Here is a 20163-nt window from a genome sequence, read left to right as displayed (position 1 = left end):
TGCATACTATCCGCACCATAAGTGTTAAGCACCAGCACCACATGTGCTAAGCACCCGCACCACTTAAGGGGGGTAAAACGAAATGTGTAAATACGATGTTTGGGGGGACGTGATTAGATTGTTTGTTTATCAGAGAGTTGCGGGATATTAGAGGATAAATGGGGCGCAAAACGAAATGTTACAAGCGTGTTACATTTGCGTTACATTCGACGAGTGTTTGAACGGTGTTTGAGAGAATAATGTTACATAGGAGGGTAAATGGGACGATTTGGGACGTTTTAAGCCTGAGTGTGGGTACTTAATAGTGTAAGGAGTATTGACGGCGACAAAGGCGAAGGGAATAGTTGTGACAGGGTTGTTTTATGTATACATTGATGAGGTAGGCTATTTACAGCTTACCTTTTATTTTACGCATTTAGTAAAATACTATATACTTAAAATATCGTATATAGTAACTATTTTGTATATTTGCAAGTAAAAAGAGATAACTATGACAAAGGTAATACACGTACAATTGATAAAAGGGAGGAAGAATTATTACTTTGGTTCGATTCCTGCGATTTACAGCGTTCTTACAGCTGAGGAGATAGGTATTAAGCAAAGTTCGCTGGAGCGTGTAGGATTGAGCAAGGGAGGGGTTGTTCTGAACAAAAAGGCTTGTATCAGGGCTGGTGAGCTTATACGTTCAAAAGTGACAAAATAAGGGTGTGTTTGAACAGCTAAAACGCTGATTGAACGATAGTTGAACGGCTTTCAATACGTTTCTGAACGGTTGAAAGCCGTTTTCTTTATTTTATTGGGTTGTAAAGGTGTGTTTTTAAGGTAAAAAATGGCTTTGGAGTGACATTAGGGGTGACGATTGGAGTGACAGTGTAAAACGAAATGTGTAAAGAGGGGTGACATTAGGGGTGACACTTTTTTTATGTTTTTGACCACATTCACCCCCCTAATAAAGACGAAAAAAAGCGGATAGACCCTATTTTTAATCATTTACCCCCCCCATTTATTCCGTATAAGGAGGGGTATAGTACAATGAGATAAAATTAAAAACTTCCTGAAATGCCTGATTTATTGGGGATTTTGCTTATATTTGTGGTGTAAAATCATTAAAAAGTGTGTGCGTGGCGCATAAGGAGGTAAATTATGAATGATGATTATAAGGTGTCAGACGAGTTACGAGATAAACTTGATGAGGAGAATGCACGTTTTGTCTTATCACGCGCAGATTTACTTGTGAATAGTACGCTGGAACAATTACGTAAATCTACAGACCGAGTATATACTTTGTTTGGACTACTTATTACAGCCTTTTCTGGACTAATTGCATTCGTCTTGTCTACAAACTCTATTTATTTACTTATTCCATCAGTAATCTTATGTCTCGGTTTAGGTTCAGCACTTTATATTCTTTTTGTGGATGCAATATGGGTTCATTCGTATAGGGACGCAGGTAATAGTCCAGAGAACCTTCTTGTTGAAAAGAATATGACTTATCTATATAGGAAACATAAGAACAATAAGGCTATTGCTAATAAAGAACATCTCCTTAATATCATTTATGATAGTATAGAAGATGCTGCTTATGCTATTCGCGTGAATGACAAACAATTGGAGGAGCGTACAAAAACAATACTTAAAATAATGAAAATATTGAAGGCCACAATAGTTATTGCAGCCTTCGTAGCCTTAGTGAGTATGCTTTGTAAGGGTTTTGTCGGAATTTGTCATTCTTACCTCTCTTCTTTTTGTTGTAACCCACTGCTCTTTCGTCTTTTCTTCTTCTTCTTTCATTGTTAATAGAGTTTAGTTAATAAAAATATTTAGGATTATATAAACCTACTTAAACTATCGAAAGTATTAGACATACTATAGCTTAAGTATTTTACTCAACATCAGAAATGCTTATAACTGTGCCCAAGCTGTCAAGTGTAAAGATTTGGTTGTAGATTTGTGTTGCACCATATTGATTCTTTGCACGGTACTTATGACGTACTATGAACCATTTGGTGTGTGGGTTCTGTGATACTGGACTCCATTCAACACCATCATAGCTTTCAGGATCGTTCAGATTCTTTTTTAAGAACTGTTTTACCTGGCGTACTGAAGCATCTAATACATCATTGTGAACAACAGCTACAGGTTCTTTCTTCTCTTGTGGTTCTGGCGAGTCGCTAAATGCACCTGCAACCAATACTGATACTACGATTAAGCCAATAACCGCTAATATAGTAAGATTAAGCCTTGCCTTTTTCTTTTCTTGTGGAGTCCTCTCACTCCATTTCTTTTTCTCTTTCATATAATATAAACTTAAGTTATTAGACGTATTATAGTTGAATATAGTTATGCGTCAATCTCCCAATCTTTGTAGCCCTTTGCTCGCAGCTCTTCAAGGCGTTTTGTATAGGCTACAATATCATGAACTAACGGAGCCATTCTAAATCTTTTATAAAGCTGTTGCTTCTCATCATCTGTGAGTATGATGGGATTATCAGGATGTAGCTTGTTCCAATAGTTCTCAATAAAGAACACTGCATTACGTCGTGCTCTGGTATATTCTTTCAAGAACTCATCAAGTTCGGTCTTCTCTGGGTCAATCATATATTATTTTTTAAATGAATCTACTTACGTTACCAAGCACCTCGAAGATACGGAGGATACGTGAATTGTCGTATTCCTGCTCGTCGTAGTTATCCTCGTTGATAGGTACATAGCGCATCCTATCTGGATTATTGGATTTACGAAGTATCTTAACGGTACGTATGGTGTCAAGTACGACAGCATATATCTCGCCATATTGCACGTCCTCAAGTCTACATTCCTTAATTGCAATGATATCTCCGTGATTAATCCTGGGCTCCATAGAATGCCCTGTGATATTCACCCAGCTAACTCCCTGCTTATTGAACGGTTTGAAGTCAATGTTGTATTCAGGGTTGATAGTCTGATCGTTAAATGTGAAGTCGAAGCCTCCGAGGAAATCCACATCATAGTAAGGTGCGCCTTTATTAGGGGATTCTGAGCGGACTGGTTCTACTACCATTACTTCCTGCAATGCTGTTTTGAGCATGCCTCCCTTGCCTGTTAAGAGCCATTCCGCAGAGTATTGGGGATAATTTTCAACAAGAGATTCTATCCATTTAGCTTGTATGTCTGTACCCTTAGCTATAGCACGTGATAAGACACCTTTACTGGCACCTATTTTTTTCTCCAAAGCACCGATAGTTATCCCCTCATGCTTGGATAATTCCTCTATTCTTGATAAAATTTTACACATAAAATGAAAATTATCACCCAAAAAGTTTGGATGGTTGAAAATTATCACTATCTTTGCAGCGTGTTAAGTTTATTAACAGCGTCCAAAGATACAAAAAAGGGGCGTGATAGAAGAATGTTTTATTAAAAATATAAAAGTATGAAAACTTACGATGTGTATTTTGATGATGAAATGAGTAGCAACAATATGGGCTTTAAGTCAAGTTATGAATATTGCTTGAACTGGATTCAAAGCAATAATGGTACAAATCACAGCTACTTTGAGGACTATAAAGGTGGAACAGTAGCTATCATTTGTAACGAGACCGAGGAAAGAGTATATGAAGAGAAGGTAAGATAACTATAACAAAAAGGCGGCTACGTCCGAAATGGTAGCGGACACGGAATTAAAAGCATCGGAGCGACTGGGGTTCGATTCCCCACCGCCTACAAGATTAACATTATAAGAAAGGAATTATGGAAAAACAAATCTATGTAAGTAAGAAAGGTAAAGCTCACTTGTGTGAAGTCTTTAACTGCACCACAGTAATGGTATGGAAGGCTCTGAATTTCAAAAGTGATAGCGAGCTTGCAAGGAAGATTCGCTTCACTGCACTGACACAGCTGAACGGAACTCCTAATTGGAAGCAGGCAGAGGTTGAAACTACTCACGAGGAAGCAGAACAGACAATGACACAGACCTTCGGTGAGCGAGTGAAGTTGGTTTTCGACCGTAAGGATGGCAGCGTGAGTGTCTTTGTTGACGGAGTTGTGACACGTCGAGAGCAAGATATGAACATACCTGCCTTCATGGAGTTGCAGAGTGAGGTTGAATTGATGGCTATGAGCTTATAACTATATTTGGGATGGAATACTTCAACAAGATATTGTGCGTAACCTACGCGGAACTGACTGGAGGTAGTGATGCAGTTATTAAAGCTGCTACATTACGTCAGAACATGAGCCGTGGAAATATTGTCAGCGTACACCGTGGAGGTGGCGAGGGCGGTCAGGCACTCTACGCATGGAGTTCCATTCCTCAGAAATACAAGGCTCGGTATATGGAACGATACGGTGATCCAGAGCAGCGAATGAAGGAAGCGATGATGCGTGACCGCATCAAGCTGGACAGTGAGGCACGTGAGTTCTTTGAAAACTTCACTTACGAGAAGAACGGCAAGCAGGAACATCTTACAGAGAAGCTCATTGAAGAGTACACCATTAATGCGAGTGTTCTGAAAGAGCTGTTGAAGATGATGGCACAGCGTAGAGCTATTCGTCAGAGTTTGAACGGCAGCACTGCAGGAGCTTGGGAGGTAATCTATCAGAGTTCTGAAACTATGCGCAAAGAGTATCAGCACACCCTTCCACAGAATGAAGCACGACTGAAAGCAAAGATTAAGGCTTTCAAGGCAGATGGCTACAAGAGCCTTATCAGCGGTAAGGTCGGAAATAAGAACACACAGAAGATAACAGACGAGTTCGGACAGCTACTCATCGCACTGAAACGTTGCAGGGTTCCTGTCTACACCGATGCGCAGCTCTTTGAAGAGGCAAACCGCCAGGCGGAAGCAAACGGCTGGAAGCCACTGAAAAGCCTTAGCGGTATGAAACGTTGGCTGAACAGTGCTGCGATAATGCAACTATGGTACGATGCTGTGCATGGTGAGCAGGCAGCACGACAGAAGTTCGGACGTAAGCACCGTACGGCATTGCCAACGAAGCGTGATGCGCTGTGGTATGGTGACGGCACGAAGCTGAACCTATATTATAAGGATGATACTGGTAAGGTACGCACCACGCAGGTCTATGTCGTCATTGATGCGATGAGTGAGGTGATGCTTGGCTGGCACATTAGCGATAGTGAGGATTACGAGGCGCAATATCTCGCTTACCGTATGGCAATTCAGACCAGCAAGCACAAGCCTTACGAGATTGTTCACGACAACCAAGGCGGACATAAAAAACTTGATGCCGACGGACTGTTTAAGAAGCTTTGCCACGTGCATAGGACCACGCAACCTTATAACGGCGAATCAAAGACCATTGAGGCGGTGTTCGGTCGGTTCCAACAACAAGTGCTGCATAAGGATTGGCGTTTCACAGGTCAGAACATTACGGCAAAGAAGATGTCGAGCCGTCCGAACCTTGAATTTATTGAGGAAAACAAGGACTCACTCTATACGCTTGAGGAACTGAAAGATGCTTACGCAAAGGCTACTAAGGAGTGGAACGAAATGGCGCACCCTGCATACGGCAAGAGTCGTCAGGAAGCCTACGACAGCAGCGTGAATGAGGAAACGCAGCAGGTTACGGCACACGATATGGTGGATATGTTCTGGGTAACGGCTAAGCGTATGAGTACCTTCACCGATCAAGGTATCAATGTTACTATTAAGAAAGAGAAGCGACAATACGAAGTGATGAGCGAACCTGGTATGCCAGACCACGAGTGGCGCAGGCAGCACACTTACGAGCGGTTCGTTGTTAAGTATGATCCTTACGACTTCGGAAGCATTCGCCTCTATAAGAAAGAGGCTGACGGCAGTCTGCGATTTGAACGAGTAGCAGAGCCTTACGTTGTGATACATCGTGCGATACAAGAGCAGACAGAAGGCGAGGCTGCATTCATCAGACAGGAACAGGCTGCGAATACCACTGACCGCATTGAGCGTACCGTTGCAGGACGTGAGATTGAAAAGGCTCACGGCGTAATGCCAGAGCAGCACGGATTACGTAGTCCAAAGCCTAAGGGAATGACAGCAGCCGAGCGCAGACAGATAGAACGTCGTACAGGCATCTATAGCAAGTCGCCAGAAGAGTATAAGATAGGACGAAAGACGAAGCAAGTAAGCCTTGAAGACTGGGCGAATGTTGAGACGGCTGTGGTTGATATGGCTTCGGTAGCTGGGAAATTATAAGCAGCGAGGCAATGCCTCACTGGCAAGGACAAAATAAACCAATGATAAGTCATTCACTTACGCATCAAAAGTGGGTCACTTATGCACTGAAAGTGATAAGGTAATTATAAGCAGCGAGGCAATGCCTCACTGGCAGGAACAATAAATAAAAGACAACAATAATATGAAACTAACAAAGAACGAAAAAGGACAGATACAGGAGAGCTTGAAACAATATGTCAGCAAGTATCCAAGTCAGAACAAGGCTGCACAGAGCCTCACAGGAACAAGTAGCGCAACTGTGAGCAGCATTCTGCAGGGCAAGTGGGAAAACATCAGTGACGATATGTGGCGCAACCTTGCATCGCAGCTTGGCACAAGTGCAGGTACAGACTGGCAGGTTGTGGAAACGAAAGCCTATCAGGAAATGGTATTCGCTATGAACGATGCCCAGACAGTCAAGAATGTTACGTGGGTAGTTGGTGAAGCAGGCTGCGGAAAGACTACCACAGCCAAGCTATATGCAAGTGAGCATGGCGAGGTGTTTTATATTCTCTGCTCCGAGGATATGAAGAAGAGCGATTTCATTCGTGAGATAGCACGGCGTATCGGTCAGAAGACAGAAGGTTACAGCATCAGAGAGCTACTCGATCGCATCATTGATGACCTCATTCAGATGAAAGCACCGCTGCTTCTTTTTGACGAGGCGGACAAATTACCAGAGCGTGTATTTCATTACTTCATCGACTTGTATAACAGATTAGAGGATAAGTGTGGTATCGTCTTCTTCTCAACAAGCTATATCAAGCGTCGTATGACGATGGGACTGCGTTACAACAAGTGTGGATATAACGAGATACACTCACGTATCGGTCGCAAGTTCTTTGAGCTGGAGAGGACTGGTGCTCACGATGTCTATGCGGTTTGCATGGCAAATGGCGTGACGGACAAAGCACGCATATCAGAAGTGGTGAGAGATTCTGAAGAATACGAGTTTGACCTAAGACGTGTGAAGAAGAGTATTCATAGAGTGAAGTTAATGGCTAAAGCCTCTCCCAGCCCCTCCGAAGGGAAGGGAGCTCAAACAGTGGTAAAACAGTGTTTGAGTACCAAACGAAATTCAAACCATAAAGCTAAATGTGATGAATAGAGCAATGTCAGTAACCGATATGCTGCGCATGAAGAAAGAAACCTATCCATTTGAAGGAGACTGGGCGGAGGCCTTCGGAGCACCAGAACGAGGCGGTGTATGGTTCATCTGGGGACGAAGCGGAAGCGGTAAGACCAGCTTTACGATGAAGCTCTGCAAAGAGTTGGCAAAGTACGGAAAGATTGCTTATAACTCCTTAGAGGAGGGTTTCTCACTAACAATGAAGAATGCAATTATGAAAGCAGGTATGCAAGATGTTGCACGGCGGTTTATCCTCATCAGTGAGAGTATGGAAGATCTTGATGCACGTCTCAAGAAGCGTAAAAGTCCAGATATCGTAGTTATTGATAGTTTTCAATACACACAGATGAGCTTTAAGGAGTATCAGGAATTCAAGGCTCGACATCGTGATAAGCTGCTCATTTTTATCAGTCAGGCAGACGGCAACAAGCCTTCAGGTCGCACGGCAGTGAGTGTTATGTTTGATGCAGCACTGAAGATATGGGTGGAAGGTTACAGAGCAATCAGTAAAGGACGCTATTTTGGCAACCTTGGCTATTACACGATATGGAAAGAGCGAGCAGATATATACTGGGGTGAAACAAAAGAGTAAAGGCTATGGCAAACAAGCGAGACAACCTGTTGTACAAGCTACGGAAGAAAGGAGTGAGAGTACTTACACGAGAACGCACAATCTTCTTCGCTTTTGACAGAGAGCCGTTCGATGTAGTACAAGTGAAAAGGCTGTGCAGAGAGTATCATTTTAATGTTCAATTAGAGTTACAATAAAACTATGTGTAAGGAAAAACGATTTATTGAGATTAGTCCTGGTCTGGTGACTCCTGGTGGTAGGATGACAGACCAAGTCGAGAGTCAAGGGCACATTTGCCCCTACTGTCAAGGGAACGGATACCGTTGGCAGGAGGATGATTGGCAAGAGCGGTATAAGAAAGAGTGCCCAATCTGTAGAGGCAGTGGTAAGCTTGATGCAGTGATTAGAGTTGAGTGGAAGGCTTCAGAATAAACAACTATGGAAAGGTTACTATCACATTCGATAACACCAACCGATAAGCCTGAATGGCTGTTAAAACTGCAAAGAGCTATCAATCAAGGCTACTCTTTGCGAGGAATAGAAAACAGCGAGAAAGGATGGAGGGAGTTGAAAGACTTTGTTGATTGGTTTATCTATAAACTCTATGATCGTAGAGACATAACGGTAAGAAGTAGAATCACGTCCTACCTTATGATAGAGGGTGGTCAGACAGAGTTACACATTAAACGAAATAAAAAGACTATTCAAATATATTATATCAGTAAGTAAACGAGTAGACGAGTGAATGAGTAAACAAGTTATCAGTACGATTAACATGTCAACTTGTAAACCCATAAACTTGTCAACTAAAACAAAAAAGATTATGACTACATTTTTAGACAAAATCAAACGCAGATTGCAAGTATGGCACGAACAGCGTGCTGATCGTATAGAAACTAAACGGCAGGCACGGCTCGATGCAGAGGCACGTGAAGCCGTACAAGTAATGGAATTTAATGGTGAGCTATATGTGAGTGTACACGGCATACCATTGTTCGGTCAGAGTGACCTTAGCGATGATCTTACAGAGGCTGTAGCTTCTGGTCGTAAAGCATATAAAGATTGGAAGGAGGAAAAGCTATGGGAGCAAACAGGAACTACGCAAGGTTTTATACCCTGTTAAAGAAGATGCCTGGTGCTGACAAGGAAACGCTGGTCTATCAATTCACACAAAACAGAACAGTACACCTTCATCAGATGTCAGATAAAGAGTATGATGCTATGTGTAGACAGATGGAGGATATTACAGGATATGACGAGCGAAGACGTAAGCAGTATGATATCCTACGCAAGGCACGTAGCGGAGTTCTTCATCAGCTGCAGATATACGGCATAGATACGACAGACTGGAACCGTGTAGATGGTTTCTGTAAAGACCCACGTATAGCAGGAAAAACATTTAGAGCGTTGACAGCGGATGATCTCAATGCTTTGAACACAAAAATAAGAATGATCATCCGAAAACAAAAAACAGAATAATATGGTAAACATTAAGAATTTGAGCAAGGAAGAGCGTGCGAAGCTACTTGCTGAGTTACAGAACGAAGAAAAGCAGAGTCGTATTGAACGCCGTGAGACCTACGAGGGGCTACGTGCTGAGATGATGCACGATGTGTGGCAACGCTTAACACGTATCGTGACTGACGTGCGTGGATTCCACGACTGGTTACAGGGTGAAGTAGAGAGCTTTGTAAGTGTGATGCGTGATTATGGTCAGGTTCGCAAGAACGACCAGCGAAGCTACACGATTACTGACGGCGATTTCCGCCTTGAAATCTCAAGCAATAAGGTGAAAGGCTTTGATGAGCGTGCCGACCTTGCTGCAGAGCGTCTAATCGACTATCTCAAGCGTTATATGAAGCAAAGCGAGAAAGGTTCGGACGATCCAATGTATCAGATGGCAATGACACTGCTTGAGCGCAATAAGGCTGGTGATTTGGACTACAAGAGCATCTCTAAGCTGTATGAGTTGGAGGATAAGTTCGATAGTGAGTATTCAGAGATTATGACACTTTTCAAGGAGGCGAATGTGGTTCAGAAGAATGCTATCAACTACTACTTCTATCAGAAGAACCCAAAGACAAATGTCTGGGAACGTGTAGAACCAAGCTTCTGTAGGTTGTAACAGACAAAAATCATCAACTAACTCCTGTTTAAGAATAAAACCGTCCATTAGTGTGTACGAACACACATTTGGGCGGTTTTTATTTGTAATAAGCAGATAAAAAGGTGTAAATACTTGCAAATAAGATGATTATTTGTTAATTTTGCAGATATGAGTAAAGGAAGAGATAGTAAACTGATAGAAGCACGCAACAGAAGGTTATTTGAGCGTTACTTCTACTGGACGGAGGAACGACGCCTCCGTTTCGATGATACTATCCGCATACTTTCCAATGAAGAGTTTTATCTGTCTGAAAGCCGTGTGCTGCATATCATTCGTGATATGATTAAACGTGGCGAAACAGTAGATGGCAAGCAGATGAAAGCACCGCTCTTCACAGGCTTTCGCGTTACACCTTCACGCCCATCTTCACGCGTAAAGAAGGTTTCTGAACCGTCCTTGTTTCCTTAACCAATTCTGACACTGTACACTCGTACATCATCTCATACACTTTTATTCCGTGCTTCCAAGTAAAGAACTTGGAAGACTTGCGTATCAAAGGAGCATCAGTGCCAAGACAGGTTCCCTGTAGTAGCTGGTGCAACTGGTGACGCATTTCATTACGCTCTCTGACAGCCTGTGTTGTTCCACTCGTTGCATGAGTGTCATCATAGCAGTCTATGATAAGACGGATGCGAAGCCTACAAGTTCCTTTCTGTGCCAGCATTCCAATATCGCTCCATTCTGTCTGCGCTTCTTCTATAAGTACAGCAGGGAACGTTAGCGGATACATATCAGTATCCTCGTCCTCTATATTTTCAAGTTGTCCGTAGTCTTCGTCAATAACTGAAAGCGACGGCATTTTCTCTTTAAGAAAGTCTATCAGTTGGCAGAGTGTCTGTTCCATATTTATGTTCTACTTACAAGTTCTTTAATTTTCCCTAAGCTCTCATCAAGCATCTTGTTAATTTTTGCTGTCAGTTCACGGCTATCACCAATGAACTGACGTCGTGGAATGCGTGCTGTGATATTAAGCTTTGTCTTTTTCGTGAGTGCGAGAGCCTTCCACATCTTAGCTCCAGAAGGTAAGTCTTTTGGAAGTTTCCCTTTGCCTTTCACGCCTGATAGTGCATACACCTTAGCCCATGCCATACGCCGCATACGCTTTGTAATAGTTGGATGCGTTTTGATAGTACCACCTTCATTGTGAACAGCTGCGTAAGGTACAGGATTGGATATTGTAACTTGCCCAGGTGACGTTTCACTCTGTATTGAACGCATAAGATGATTGCGTCGAGAGGTAAGAGGAGAGTATTTTGCATCCGTCGTATTACCGTCCTGTCGTTTCGTACGTTTCCATTGGTGAACTCCTCCATCCGTGAAGCCACCATCTCGGAAGTTCTGCTTGAAGTGGTTTGCAGCCACGACACCGACCTTTCGAGGAAGTCTATCTGTCACCTCCTTTTGTATCTCGTCTTTGACACGTGAGATACGCCTTTCTATTTCTTTTGCATCCATTTCTTCACTTTTTTGTCGAAAATGTTTGTTGTATCAGAATAAATCATTATTTTTGCATTAGGATGAGAGTCTGCATATAAGTGCGATAACTTCAAGCTCCGCAGCCGTCCGACCATATAGAGCCGTATTTTACGGCTCTAATTGTTTTAGAACATTTTCTATTTCCACCCTATTCTGCGTGTAAGGTATAACCTTTACAGCCTTACCTTTATAAACAACATAGGTCTCCTTTATTATACCCTTTTCAAAGTCTGCTTTTCGCCTGTTCAGATACTTAGAAAGTTCAAATGTATTAAGTCGTTTTAATCTTGCATCCAAATCGATAATGACAATAGAACACCCTTGCTTAATAGCCTTTTGAAAAGCAGAGGTTATTCCTTTTTCTCCTCGTATCATCTTATTATCTGCAATCAACCCATTTATTTCAAGTTCAGGATTACTTACATCTTCTTCCAAAATATGTGGTCGTATTCTAATCTTCATATTTGGGAATGAAGAGAGAAGAGAATGTGAAACCTTAATATTTGCATTTAAGTCTTGCTTATCAGCAGTGTTACTTATTAGCAGCCTTTCTCTCATTTTTTTGTCCTGATAGAAGCCATTAGGGATGGCAGCATCTACATAAGGACAGTTATAACAATCCTTCTTCCTATTCATGAAGAGGGTCGTAATTCGCCCTTTAACACCAGGCTTATAAAAAGAACATTGACTACACTTATCAGGGAAATACGGATGAGTGTCGTTGAATATATGTCCATCTTTACCAGGGTTGTTTTCAAGTCCTTTTTGTGGCAGAGGGGTGTTCATATCAGCAGGATGATTTACAGGGTCGTCAGTAGCTTCAAGGGAACACTTACAGTTCCATCTGTCACCGGGGTGATGCGTGTTCCAAAAAGGATCATCAATAGGCAGGGTAAGCTTCGCCATCCAATAGTCACGATGACTCCCTTCAGGACTTGGTGAAGTCGTCGGCATCCATCGTAGGTTAGGCAGGATATCCTTGTTACGTTCAAAGTCACGCCAGTCTGCTGCGTTGTGTGCACGGATAACAGCAGTGTCATACTCCGTACGAAGCCACGCACCGACGTAATGTGATGTAATTCCCTTTACATCGTCAGCCCATTGACGGAAGGGTTTCAGTTTACCGTCACTGTCCAGCAATTTATTTGCGACCTCTCCAGCCAATGAATGTACTTTGAATGCAGCGAAAACCTCATTAGAATGGCGCAGGGCGCGATAAAACTTCTCATCATGTGTACTTGCAGCATTGCTCTGTGAAAGTCCCTCCACAGTCGCCTCGTTGATAACTTTAACGACAGCCGACCATAATCCAGGATCAATGCCTTCAGCTATTTCAGGCTTGTTATGGATTCTCTGTAGAAAAGCCTGCACAACATTAAATGAGATAGCTGGGCTTTCGTTGTGGAAATGACTATGCCCAGAGCAAGAGCAATGCTCACCATAATAGAGCGTATCAATCATCAGTTTGCCCCTTTGTCTGGGGCGAGTCCGAAAAAACTTTTCAAATGCTGTTTGAACGCTGTTTTATCAGTGTTTTTGTCTTGCTTCTTTTTGTCATCATCATTACCATGCATACCCAGTTGCTCTCTGAAAGCAGCCTTTGCTGCCTCCTTCTCCTCTTTCAGCTGTTTGTAGTTATCAGGCTTAGCAACGCAGAACGTTTCATAGAGGTAGTCGTCATCAATCGGAAGACCCATTGACGAAAGCTTCTGAACGATGTCTATCTGTTGAGCAGGGTTAATCTTGTCTTTCTTTGCATAGACGAACTCACCACCTTCCACATTGAAGCCAAGTGAGGCGAAAATAGGTCGCATATCATAATTGAGAATATCAAGAATGAAATCACGATCATCAGAGTTCATCTCGTCCTCTTCCTCCTTGTGTACAGAACCGAGTGCCTGCGTTCCTGTTGACTTAGCGTCTGTGGTGAGCGTGTTTCCCAGCACACGTATAGACATCTTTGAGTCCCAGTACTCAGCAAAAGTTTTATAAAGGTCGCTGGAACCAGTCTTGTTACCAGCCTCTACAAGTTTCAGCTCGCTTTCTTTTGGATGGATGTATGCTGCGTTCGCACCCTGTCGGCGTGCATCAGCGATGACACGACGGCGTGCGTCCTCGTCTCCAGCATCGTAAGTGTACTCACGAATTGGCATACCAAAGATGTTACAGAACTGTGCCCAGTCTGACATATCACCACGCTTATAGAGTACAGCAGGCAGAAGTTCTGCATAAATACCAAGGTCACGTTCGCTGCCAACAAAAAGCATATCAGGGAAGTCATCAATAGGCACGCCATCCATTGAACCTTGATACTTGAGTAGCTTACGATGTATAGGATCATAGTGCTTGCGATTAATAAGGTCATAACGGATATTACCTTCCTCATTGAGATAGAACTGTACAAGTGTGAAGCCCCAGAACTCTGACATAACAAGGTCTTTCCTCAGCTGTTTGAACCAGGGTGATTTTATCTGATTGTTGATTTCATCATCAGGTACACCATTTCTTCTAAACTCAATAGGAATCTTCGTAACACCTCGCATACGTTTTGCAATGACTCCAGACAGGTGAAGGTCAAGAGAAGCACTGTCATACATATCATACAGACGTGCTCTATTGGAGAAGTCTATTCCCTTTGCAGCCTTAACAGATTGCATATACGCATTCATGTCAAACATGAATATCTCAGGCATCTGTAGAACGATGTCTGGCTGTCTCATTCCTTGTGGAACGAGCATTCCACCTTGTATTATTTTGCCTTGCTTAGGGCTATTTTTTTTCTTTCTGTTCATAGCAATGTTGGTCTTAAGCCGTCAGCTTGTATCTGCCAACGACTATTATTTTTAAGTTTATCTTCAGGCATCAATGGAGCCCCGTCAATCGTTACGTCTCCTCCCATTACACCTTTCAACCATTCTATAGCACGCTCATATCTGTCCTGGCGTATCTTCGCAATCTTATAAGGGTTGTGTTGTGTAAAGATGTGATAGATAGCTATATCAAGTGCAAACATAAGAATGAGAGGGTGCCTATCTTCCCCTCTTGCGGAAAAGATAGCGTTACAATCATAAATCTTGTTCAGATATCCTCGCATTTCACTTACCGCTCTATCCTCACATATCTCAACTATCTGAGGATCATAAGTTGGACTTTCTTTACGCAGCAGCGCATCAAGTATCTCGCGGTGAATACTTGCATCGTAGTCTTCTATATTGATAAAGTTATTCATAATCACATCTTATAAGGATTTTGCTCATCCATTGTATGAAAACTGATAGTTATAGTTGGCTCAATCTCTGCCATCTTCTCATCTAACATTGTGATTCCACCTTCAAGAGAGTCAGGTCCATCAGCAGGGTATGGCAAGTTAAGTTCAAAGAGTTTGCATTGGTTGATAAGCTCCTGCATCATAGGATTGTCTTTTTCTTCTTCGTTGAATACCCATTGACAATTACGATCAATTGGTTCAAGGTTAGCTTCGATACGTGTCGCTTTGTCTGCTTTCTTTCGGCTGTCGCCACGAATAAAGAGACTTGTATTACGACGCTGCTGTTCCTCACGTAGAAGTGGTTTGAAGACCTGTTCGTAGAATGGGTCTTGTAGTTTATTGTTCTCTATATACCAATAAACCGTAGCCTTGCCCCCTACATACTTAGCAAGCTCAAAGTACCAACCAATGAAATTTGCATTTGTCTCGTGACCTAAAAAACCTTTGATAATGTAGTAGACACCTTTGTACTTGCCAATAAGCCAAAGAGACTTTGTTGACGACGCTTTCTTTTTACTGTCAGAATACGCAGGGTCTCCATATCCGATAAGGAACTTAAACTTAGACAAAGCAGGAACCTTTCCAAATGGAAGATTACGGAAGATCTTACCTTCTGAAACAGGATTATTGAAGTACTCTGCTTGTACAGCTCTTGCAGATATACCAGCAAGAACTGTATTAATCTGCTCCTCTGTGTTTTTTGCAGGCCAAGTAGATTTTCCACTCTTATCGCGGATGTTTACAATATCCCAGTTTTTTGCTATTGCTCCAGCACGTGCAATACAACAGTCTTTTGCAATGATATTACCACACCAAAGTATCAGGGTTGGCTCAGAGATAGAGCGTGTTGGATAGAGTGCACCTTCAAACCAATCCCACTTCTTTTTAAGAGTTTCAGGGTTGCGGCAGTCCTCATCTGTGTCATAGTCATCAAGATAGATGACGTCAGGTCGTACAGCTTCGTTTCTTGCACCACGTGGAGCACTACCAGCACCAAGTGCAACAAACTTAGCACCACAGCGACATGTGAAGTCTGTTTCTGTCCATTGCCCTACAAGCTGTTGAATGCCATAAAATTGCTTAATACGTGGGTTGTTCTCAAAATTAAGTCTGAAAGGTGTAAGTAAACGTGTTGCTGAAGTTATAGTTGCCGAAGCTAACACTATGAACTTCTTACGCCCAGTGAGTGCAAGATACATCAAGACAAACATAGACACTGTAGACTTTGCAAGCTCGCGACTCCACGAAAGAACTTCGTACCATTCATCGTGTTCAATAATACGACGAATAGCACGCACGTGAAAAGGTGCAAATTCATATTTAGCATACTTGGGAAAGAAATACTGAATCCATTTAATAGGGTCTTGTTCCAGTTCCTTTCGTCTGCGTTCAATATCACGTCTTGACAGCCCATTCTCAACAGGCATATCAGAGGTGAATGATTTATGGAACTCTTCCCAGTTCCTTAATGCAATTCTTTCTTCCTGTGTCATTTTGCTTTTGCCATTTGGTCCTTGATGAACGCATCAAAGAGGTTGTTAAACTGCTTAGCTACATCAATATCAAGAGGACGTAGCCAAGACAGAAAGCGCGTAGCAACACTGATGCAGTCTGCAACACCAACATCACTTTCTAACTTCTTGACAGCACCAGCGATCTTAGCAAGAGCATCGGCCTCCTGAGCTGTAGCAAACCTCTTACCTTCTTCACGATTTTGAATATTGTTGTTGATTTCAATAATCTGTCTCTGAAACTGTGCTATAATCTGGTCAGGTGTAATCGTAAATGAAGCTTTCAGCTCCTCCCAACCTCCTTCACGTACCCAGCGAGAGACTGTTTGCCTTGTAGTTCCTACTTTTGCAGCTATCTCCTCTTGTGTGCAACTTCCCTCCATGTAGAGAGACTTTGCAATGCCTTTTTTGTCTATATTCGTCTTTGTCATATTGCCTAAATCTTTTGCAAATATCTTATATTTTATGGACTTTTTGAAATCCATTATTTATAACAGCACTGTCTGTTTGCACCATAAAATCAGCTGTTTGCGCTATGAATTTACGATTTTGTCACTCCCAGAAAAAACATGATATTTGCATCAAAAATTGAAATAATGAGTTCAAACTTTTTCAACATTATACCTGGTAATGGAACCGTAGCTATCCTCTTATATGGAGAGGTCGGTAATGGTCAGCCTGTGGACAGTGGACGAGTAGTCAGTGAGCTACTTGCCTTGCAAAGTCAGTATGACAAAATTGATGTCCGCATCAATAGCAATGGTGGTGATGTTTTTAGCGGAATAGCCATTTACAATGCTCTTCGCACATCCACGGCAGACATTAATATATATGTTGATGGTGTTGCTGCCAGTATTGCTGCTATTATTGCTCTCTGTGGTAAGCCACTCTATATGAGTCCGTACGCTAAGCTCATGCTTCATAGCGTAAGTGGTGGTACGTGTGGCAATGCTTCAGATCTGCGTAGAATGGCTACTGTAATGGAGGAACTTGAACGTAACCTTGCAGGTATGATTGCTGCACGCTGTGGAATGAGCACAGAAGATGTGTTAACAAAGTTTTTTGACGAGGTTGACCACTGGATAAGTGCACAAGAAGCAGTTGAGATGAAACTTGCAGATGGAGTGTACGATATGCAGGATGATGGAGAACCTGCACCTAAAACTCATGAAGAGATATATCAATATTTCAATAACAGGTTGACAAATCAACCAAAAAACTATCAAAACATGGCATTAATAGACCAATTAAAGAGCATCCCATCATTTAGCAATATCAATGATGAGGCTGCAATTGTGAACAAAGTCAGAGAGTTGGCAAACAAGGCTACTAAGGTGGATGCGCTTGAAACAGCCAATGCTTCGTACAAACAGCAACTTCAGTTATCTGAAGCAAAGGAACAGGAGGCTATCATTGATCAGGCAATTAGCGAAGGTCGTATTACCGCAGAACAGAAGGCACACTATGTTAAGCTTATGGCTGCAGACCGTACTACTACAGAAGAACTCTTGAACAGCATCAAGCAGATGCCTAAGCCTCGTGCTGCTTCGTACATCAATCCAGATGGTACCAGTAGCGACAGTTTCACCAATAAGACTTGGGACGAACTTGACAAGGCTGGACGTCTTGGCGACTTGAAGAGTCAGAACAAGGACCTTTTTGCAGCCAAGTTCAAGGAGAAGTTCGGTGTAGACTACCGCGAGTAAGAAATACAATACAAATTTAAAAGATAAGAAACTATGGCATTAAACAAAGAAATCTGGCAGTCAGACATTATTGAGAACTTCTATCCTGACAACTCCTTTGCTTCTAAGAGTGTTGACGACTCTGTGTTTGTTGAGAATCACAAGGTACACATTCCTAACGCTGGTGCTCCTTCAAACGTAGAGAGGAACCGCACTCAGAAGCCTGCTACAAGCAAGCAACGTACTGACCACGATCTTGAGTACGATATGGACGAGCTGACAACTGACCCAGTGTACATTCCAAATATCGACATGGTGGAGCTTAGCTATAACAAGCGTAACTCTATCTTAAGTAATGACCGCGCTCAGTTGCAAGAGGCTGCTCATCTCAATTTGCTTGATCGTTGGGGTCAGGGTGTTGATACTAAAAACATCATCAGTACGTCAGGTACAAGCAAAACCACAGCTCATACATCGTCTGCTGCTACAGGTATGCGTAAGTCTATCTGTAAGGCAGATGTTCGTAAGCTTATGACTGCTATGGATGCAGACAATGTTCCAGAGCAGGGACGTTACCTCTTGCTTGACGCGTTTATGTATGCTGACTTGTTAGCAGACCTTGCTGAAAAGGATCAGTTTATGTTCCTTAACTCTGCTGACCAGCAGAAGGGTATCCTTGGAAATCTCTATGGCTTCAACATCATGAAAAGAAGTCGAGTTCTTCGCCTTAATAACGGCACAAAGAAGGTTCTTAGCTGGGATAAGCAAGATACCGCAGACGAACTTGCAGCTGCTCTTGCTTGGCACGAGAATTCTGTCAGTCGTGCTATGGGTGAAGTCAAGATGTTTGACTCAACTGATAATCCACTGTACTATGGTGATATCTACTCTTTCTTGCTCCGTACCGGTGGTTGCGTTCGTCGCTACGACAAGAAGGGTGTCTACCTTCTCGCAGAATCTTTAACCGCTTAACTTTTGAGTCATGTTACCGAGAATTAGAATCAGATACATGAATGGCCTACTGGGCACCGTCGGGGAAAGTCCCGACGGCCTGTTCGCCTTGGTATGTAGTGCGACTGCTATCAATGACTCGTTTGCTTTGGAACGTGCTTACACTATTCAGAGTATGGACAGTCTGACGGCACTCGGTATCACTGCAGCTAATAACGCCAGACTTTATAAGCATATCTCAGACTTCTACACAGAGGCTGAGAATGGTACCAAACTGGTAATCTTCGGAGTTGATAAGGCTAAGAGTATGACGGAACTCTGCGACCGCCAGACTGGAGCAGTAAAGAAACTTATTGTTAGTCAGAATGGTGTATTGCGTGGTGTCTTCGTAGCACGTGACAATGCAACAAAAGCATCTGCTACAGATGGCTTGGATGCAGATGTGTTCACCGCATTAGCAAAGGCACAACAGATGGCTGAATGGTCTACAACAGACCTATATGCTCCATTGTTCTTTATCTTGGAAGGACGTGGTTATACAGGTACAACGCTGAAAGACCTTAGCAACGAAACGTACAATCGTGTCGGTGTTCTGTTGGGTGACACGGAAGTTGACTCACAGGGTGCATGTGTCGGTACTTTAGCTGGTCGCTTAGCAAGTCTTCCTGTACAGCGTAATATTGGTCGTGTCAAGAATGGAGCATTGAAAACAACTCTGCTCTATGTAGGCAAAAAGAAGGTAGAAGAGGATAGTGAAGTTATCTCTTCTATCCATGATAAGGGTTATATCACGGCACGAAAGTATGTCGGACGCAGTGGTTACTTCTTTGCTGACGATCGATTGGCTTGTGTCGAGACTGATGATTATGCTCATCTGTCAAACCGTCGTGTCATTGATAAGGCTTATCGTATTGCCTATAACACCTTGTTGGATATGATGCTGGATGAGTTGGAAATCAATTCTGACGGCACAATGCAGACAGGGGTTATTACAAGCTGGCAGCAGACTGTAGAGAACGCTATTAATCGTTCTATGACCGCTGCAGGAGAGTTGAGTGCCGGTAATAACGGCGAAGGTTGTTCTTGTTACATAGATCCAAAACAGAATGTGGTTGCGACTTCAAAGGTTGAAATGACATTGAAGGTTCGTCCATTCGGTTATGCACGCTATGTTGATGTCAACCTTGGTTTTCAAGTAACAACAGTATAGA

General features: G+C 42.6%; 26 protein-coding genes. 16 read left to right on the top strand and 10 right to left on the bottom strand.

What is annotated here, in order from left to right:
* The first annotated feature begins 490 nt into the window (after positions 1-490).
* Complete coding sequence (locus J4856_RS08575) at positions 491-703, top strand: hypothetical protein (protein WP_065367813.1); 213 nt, start codon at positions 491-493, stop codon at positions 701-703.
* Between the two features lie 440 nt (positions 704-1143).
* Positions 1144-1797 (top strand): hypothetical protein, encoded by a 654-nt coding sequence (locus tag J4856_RS08570; RefSeq protein WP_065367814.1) that lies wholly within the window; start codon positions 1144-1146, stop codon positions 1795-1797.
* A gap of 85 nt (positions 1798-1882) precedes the next feature.
* Here J4856_RS08570 and J4856_RS08565 read toward each other — a convergent pair whose 3' ends face one another.
* Genes J4856_RS08565 through J4856_RS08555 form a run of 3 tightly spaced genes read right to left on the bottom strand, consistent with a single transcriptional unit; the run spans position 1883 to position 3274 of the window.
* Positions 1883-2296 carry a hypothetical protein gene (locus J4856_RS08565; RefSeq protein WP_025001457.1) on the bottom strand — a complete coding sequence of 138 codons (414 nt, stop codon included), beginning with the start codon at positions 2294-2296 and terminating at the stop codon, positions 1883-1885.
* 44 nt (positions 2297-2340) lie between these two features.
* On the bottom strand, positions 2341-2598 hold the full coding sequence (locus J4856_RS08560; protein WP_025838504.1) for a hypothetical protein: 258 nt from the start codon (positions 2596-2598) through the stop codon (positions 2341-2343).
* 10 nt (positions 2599-2608) lie between these two features.
* Positions 2609-3274 (bottom strand): S24 family peptidase, encoded by a 666-nt coding sequence (locus tag J4856_RS08555; protein ID WP_025838502.1) that lies wholly within the window; start codon positions 3272-3274, stop codon positions 2609-2611.
* Between the two features lie 138 nt (positions 3275-3412).
* Here J4856_RS08555 and J4856_RS08550 point away from each other — a divergent pair, with 138 nt between their 5' ends.
* The 11 genes from J4856_RS08550 to J4856_RS08500 all read left to right on the top strand — a co-directional run bounded on the left by J4856_RS08550 (position 3413) and on the right by J4856_RS08500 (position 10469).
* Positions 3413-3613 carry a hypothetical protein gene (locus tag J4856_RS08550; protein WP_025838500.1) on the top strand — a complete coding sequence of 67 codons (201 nt, stop codon included), beginning with the start codon at positions 3413-3415 and terminating at the stop codon, positions 3611-3613.
* 116 nt (positions 3614-3729) lie between these two features.
* A complete protein-coding gene (locus tag J4856_RS08545) occupies positions 3730-4107 on the top strand; it encodes a hypothetical protein (RefSeq protein ID WP_025838499.1) in 378 nt (125 codons plus the stop codon).
* Positions 4108-4118: 11 nt separating this feature from the next.
* On the top strand, positions 4119-6173 hold the full coding sequence (locus J4856_RS08540) for a DDE-type integrase/transposase/recombinase (RefSeq protein WP_065367815.1): 2055 nt from the start codon (positions 4119-4121) through the stop codon (positions 6171-6173).
* A gap of 163 nt (positions 6174-6336) precedes the next feature.
* Entirely contained in the window at positions 6337-7302 is a 966-nt protein-coding gene (locus J4856_RS08535; protein ID WP_025838498.1) for an AAA family ATPase, read from the top strand.
* Positions 7303-7306: 4 nt separating this feature from the next.
* On the top strand, positions 7307-7915 hold the full coding sequence (locus tag J4856_RS08530; protein WP_234967285.1) for an ATP-binding protein: 609 nt from the start codon (positions 7307-7309) through the stop codon (positions 7913-7915).
* Between the two features lie 180 nt (positions 7916-8095).
* Positions 8096-8326 (top strand): hypothetical protein, encoded by a 231-nt coding sequence (locus tag J4856_RS08525; protein WP_025838495.1) that lies wholly within the window; start codon positions 8096-8098, stop codon positions 8324-8326.
* Positions 8327-8332: 6 nt separating this feature from the next.
* Complete coding sequence (locus tag J4856_RS08520) at positions 8333-8623, top strand: hypothetical protein (RefSeq protein ID WP_025838493.1); 291 nt, start codon at positions 8333-8335, stop codon at positions 8621-8623.
* 94 nt (positions 8624-8717) lie between these two features.
* Positions 8718-9017: a hypothetical protein gene (locus J4856_RS08515; RefSeq protein ID WP_025838491.1), complete on the top strand. Its 300-nt coding sequence runs from the start codon at positions 8718-8720 to the stop codon at positions 9015-9017.
* Positions 8975-9373, top strand: a complete 399-nt coding sequence (locus J4856_RS08510) for a hypothetical protein (protein WP_025838489.1) — start codon at positions 8975-8977, stop codon at positions 9371-9373. The genes J4856_RS08515 and J4856_RS08510 overlap by 43 nt, the downstream gene beginning before the upstream one ends.
* A 1-nt stretch (position 9374) precedes the next feature.
* Positions 9375-10019, top strand: coding sequence for a DUF3164 family protein (locus J4856_RS08505; protein WP_025838487.1), 645 nt, complete (start codon positions 9375-9377; stop codon positions 10017-10019).
* A 150-nt stretch (positions 10020-10169) separates the two neighbouring features.
* Complete coding sequence (locus tag J4856_RS08500) at positions 10170-10469, top strand: hypothetical protein (RefSeq protein ID WP_036889196.1); 300 nt, start codon at positions 10170-10172, stop codon at positions 10467-10469.
* Here the strand turns inward: J4856_RS08500 and J4856_RS08495 are convergent.
* From J4856_RS08495 to J4856_RS08465, 7 genes are all read right to left on the bottom strand, one after another.
* On the bottom strand, positions 10408-10905 hold the full coding sequence (locus J4856_RS08495; RefSeq protein WP_025838485.1) for a hypothetical protein: 498 nt from the start codon (positions 10903-10905) through the stop codon (positions 10408-10410). The genes J4856_RS08500 and J4856_RS08495 overlap by 62 nt on opposite strands.
* 2 nt (positions 10906-10907) lie before the next feature.
* Entirely contained in the window at positions 10908-11516 is a 609-nt protein-coding gene (locus J4856_RS08490; RefSeq protein ID WP_025838483.1) for a phage virion morphogenesis family protein, read from the bottom strand.
* A gap of 129 nt (positions 11517-11645) precedes the next feature.
* A complete protein-coding gene (locus tag J4856_RS08485; RefSeq protein ID WP_025838481.1) occupies positions 11646-12998 on the bottom strand; it encodes a phage head morphogenesis protein in 1353 nt (450 codons plus the stop codon).
* A complete protein-coding gene (locus J4856_RS08480; RefSeq protein WP_025838479.1) occupies positions 12998-14329 on the bottom strand; it encodes a phage portal protein family protein in 1332 nt (443 codons plus the stop codon). The genes J4856_RS08485 and J4856_RS08480 overlap by 1 nt, the downstream gene beginning before the upstream one ends.
* The gene (locus J4856_RS08475; RefSeq protein WP_025838477.1) at positions 14326-14766 is read right to left on the bottom strand and encodes a phage protein Gp36 family protein; all 441 of its coding nucleotides are present in this window, start codon (positions 14764-14766) and stop codon (positions 14326-14328) included. Before J4856_RS08475 ends, J4856_RS08480 begins: the two co-directional genes overlap by 4 nt.
* Positions 14767-14768: 2 nt before the next feature.
* Complete coding sequence (locus J4856_RS08470; RefSeq protein ID WP_065367816.1) at positions 14769-16298, bottom strand: hypothetical protein; 1530 nt, start codon at positions 16296-16298, stop codon at positions 14769-14771.
* Positions 16295-16747: a YfeC-like transcriptional regulator gene (locus J4856_RS08465; protein WP_025838472.1), complete on the bottom strand. Its 453-nt coding sequence runs from the start codon at positions 16745-16747 to the stop codon at positions 16295-16297. Before J4856_RS08465 ends, J4856_RS08470 begins: the two co-directional genes overlap by 4 nt.
* Positions 16748-16912: 165 nt before the next feature.
* Between J4856_RS08465 and J4856_RS08460 the strand changes: the two genes are divergently transcribed.
* From J4856_RS08460 to J4856_RS08450, 3 genes are read left to right on the top strand one after another with little or no spacing between them, the layout of a single operon-like run.
* Positions 16913-18022, top strand: a complete 1110-nt coding sequence (locus J4856_RS08460; RefSeq protein WP_025838470.1) for a head maturation protease, ClpP-related — start codon at positions 16913-16915, stop codon at positions 18020-18022.
* Positions 18023-18055: 33 nt separating this feature from the next.
* Positions 18056-18973, top strand: a complete 918-nt coding sequence (locus tag J4856_RS08455) for a hypothetical protein (RefSeq protein WP_025838468.1) — start codon at positions 18056-18058, stop codon at positions 18971-18973.
* A 10-nt stretch (positions 18974-18983) separates the two neighbouring features.
* Entirely contained in the window at positions 18984-20162 is a 1179-nt protein-coding gene (locus tag J4856_RS08450) for a DUF2586 domain-containing protein (RefSeq protein WP_025838466.1), read from the top strand.
* Position 20163 lies beyond the last annotated feature (1 nt).

It is taken from the genome of Prevotella scopos JCM 17725, from assembly GCF_018127785.1.
Lineage (GTDB): Bacteria > Bacteroidota > Bacteroidia > Bacteroidales > Bacteroidaceae > Prevotella > Prevotella scopos.
The sequence above is the reverse complement of the archived record's forward strand: the minus strand, read 5'-3'. Positions and strand labels throughout refer to the sequence as shown.

Bases quoted from the DNA above. Each gene is read 5' to 3' on its own strand.
- J4856_RS08555 (WP_025838502.1), bottom strand. From the start codon at position 3,274: ATGTGTAAAATTTTATCAAGAATAGAGGAATTATCCAAGCATGAGGGG.
- J4856_RS08475 (WP_025838477.1), bottom strand. From the start codon at position 14,766: ATGAATAACTTTATCAATATAGAAGACTACGATGCAAGTATTCACCGC.
- J4856_RS08535 (WP_025838498.1), top strand. From the start codon at position 6,337: ATGAAACTAACAAAGAACGAAAAAGGACAGATACAGGAGAGCTTGAAA.
- J4856_RS08450 (WP_025838466.1), top strand. From the start codon at position 18,984: ATGTTACCGAGAATTAGAATCAGATACATGAATGGCCTACTGGGCACC.
- J4856_RS08465 (WP_025838472.1), bottom strand. From the start codon at position 16,747: ATGACAAAGACGAATATAGACAAAAAAGGCATTGCAAAGTCTCTCTAC.
- J4856_RS08575 (WP_065367813.1), top strand. From the start codon at position 491: ATGACAAAGGTAATACACGTACAATTGATAAAAGGGAGGAAGAATTAT.
- J4856_RS08490 (WP_025838483.1), bottom strand. From the start codon at position 11,516: ATGGATGCAAAAGAAATAGAAAGGCGTATCTCACGTGTCAAAGACGAG.
- J4856_RS08460 (WP_025838470.1), top strand. From the start codon at position 16,913: ATGAGTTCAAACTTTTTCAACATTATACCTGGTAATGGAACCGTAGCT.
- J4856_RS08550 (WP_025838500.1), top strand. From the start codon at position 3,413: ATGAAAACTTACGATGTGTATTTTGATGATGAAATGAGTAGCAACAAT.
- J4856_RS08500 (WP_036889196.1), top strand. From the start codon at position 10,170: ATGAGTAAAGGAAGAGATAGTAAACTGATAGAAGCACGCAACAGAAGG.
- J4856_RS08480 (WP_025838479.1), bottom strand. From the start codon at position 14,329: ATGAACAGAAAGAAAAAAAATAGCCCTAAGCAAGGCAAAATAATACAA.
- J4856_RS08515 (WP_025838491.1), top strand. From the start codon at position 8,718: ATGACTACATTTTTAGACAAAATCAAACGCAGATTGCAAGTATGGCAC.
- J4856_RS08560 (WP_025838504.1), bottom strand. From the start codon at position 2,598: ATGATTGACCCAGAGAAGACCGAACTTGATGAGTTCTTGAAAGAATAT.
- J4856_RS08530 (WP_234967285.1), top strand. From the start codon at position 7,307: ATGTCAGTAACCGATATGCTGCGCATGAAGAAAGAAACCTATCCATTT.
- J4856_RS08495 (WP_025838485.1), bottom strand. From the start codon at position 10,905: ATGGAACAGACACTCTGCCAACTGATAGACTTTCTTAAAGAGAAAATG.
- J4856_RS08525 (WP_025838495.1), top strand. From the start codon at position 8,096: ATGTGTAAGGAAAAACGATTTATTGAGATTAGTCCTGGTCTGGTGACT.
- J4856_RS08570 (WP_065367814.1), top strand. From the start codon at position 1,144: ATGAATGATGATTATAAGGTGTCAGACGAGTTACGAGATAAACTTGAT.
- J4856_RS08505 (WP_025838487.1), top strand. From the start codon at position 9,375: ATGGTAAACATTAAGAATTTGAGCAAGGAAGAGCGTGCGAAGCTACTT.
- J4856_RS08510 (WP_025838489.1), top strand. From the start codon at position 8,975: ATGGGAGCAAACAGGAACTACGCAAGGTTTTATACCCTGTTAAAGAAG.
- J4856_RS08520 (WP_025838493.1), top strand. From the start codon at position 8,333: ATGGAAAGGTTACTATCACATTCGATAACACCAACCGATAAGCCTGAA.
- J4856_RS08485 (WP_025838481.1), bottom strand. From the start codon at position 12,998: ATGATTGATACGCTCTATTATGGTGAGCATTGCTCTTGCTCTGGGCAT.
- J4856_RS08545 (WP_025838499.1), top strand. From the start codon at position 3,730: ATGGAAAAACAAATCTATGTAAGTAAGAAAGGTAAAGCTCACTTGTGT.
- J4856_RS08470 (WP_065367816.1), bottom strand. From the start codon at position 16,298: ATGACACAGGAAGAAAGAATTGCATTAAGGAACTGGGAAGAGTTCCAT.
- J4856_RS08565 (WP_025001457.1), bottom strand. From the start codon at position 2,296: ATGAAAGAGAAAAAGAAATGGAGTGAGAGGACTCCACAAGAAAAGAAA.
- J4856_RS08455 (WP_025838468.1), top strand. From the start codon at position 18,056: ATGGCATTAAACAAAGAAATCTGGCAGTCAGACATTATTGAGAACTTC.
- J4856_RS08540 (WP_065367815.1), top strand. From the start codon at position 4,119: ATGGAATACTTCAACAAGATATTGTGCGTAACCTACGCGGAACTGACT.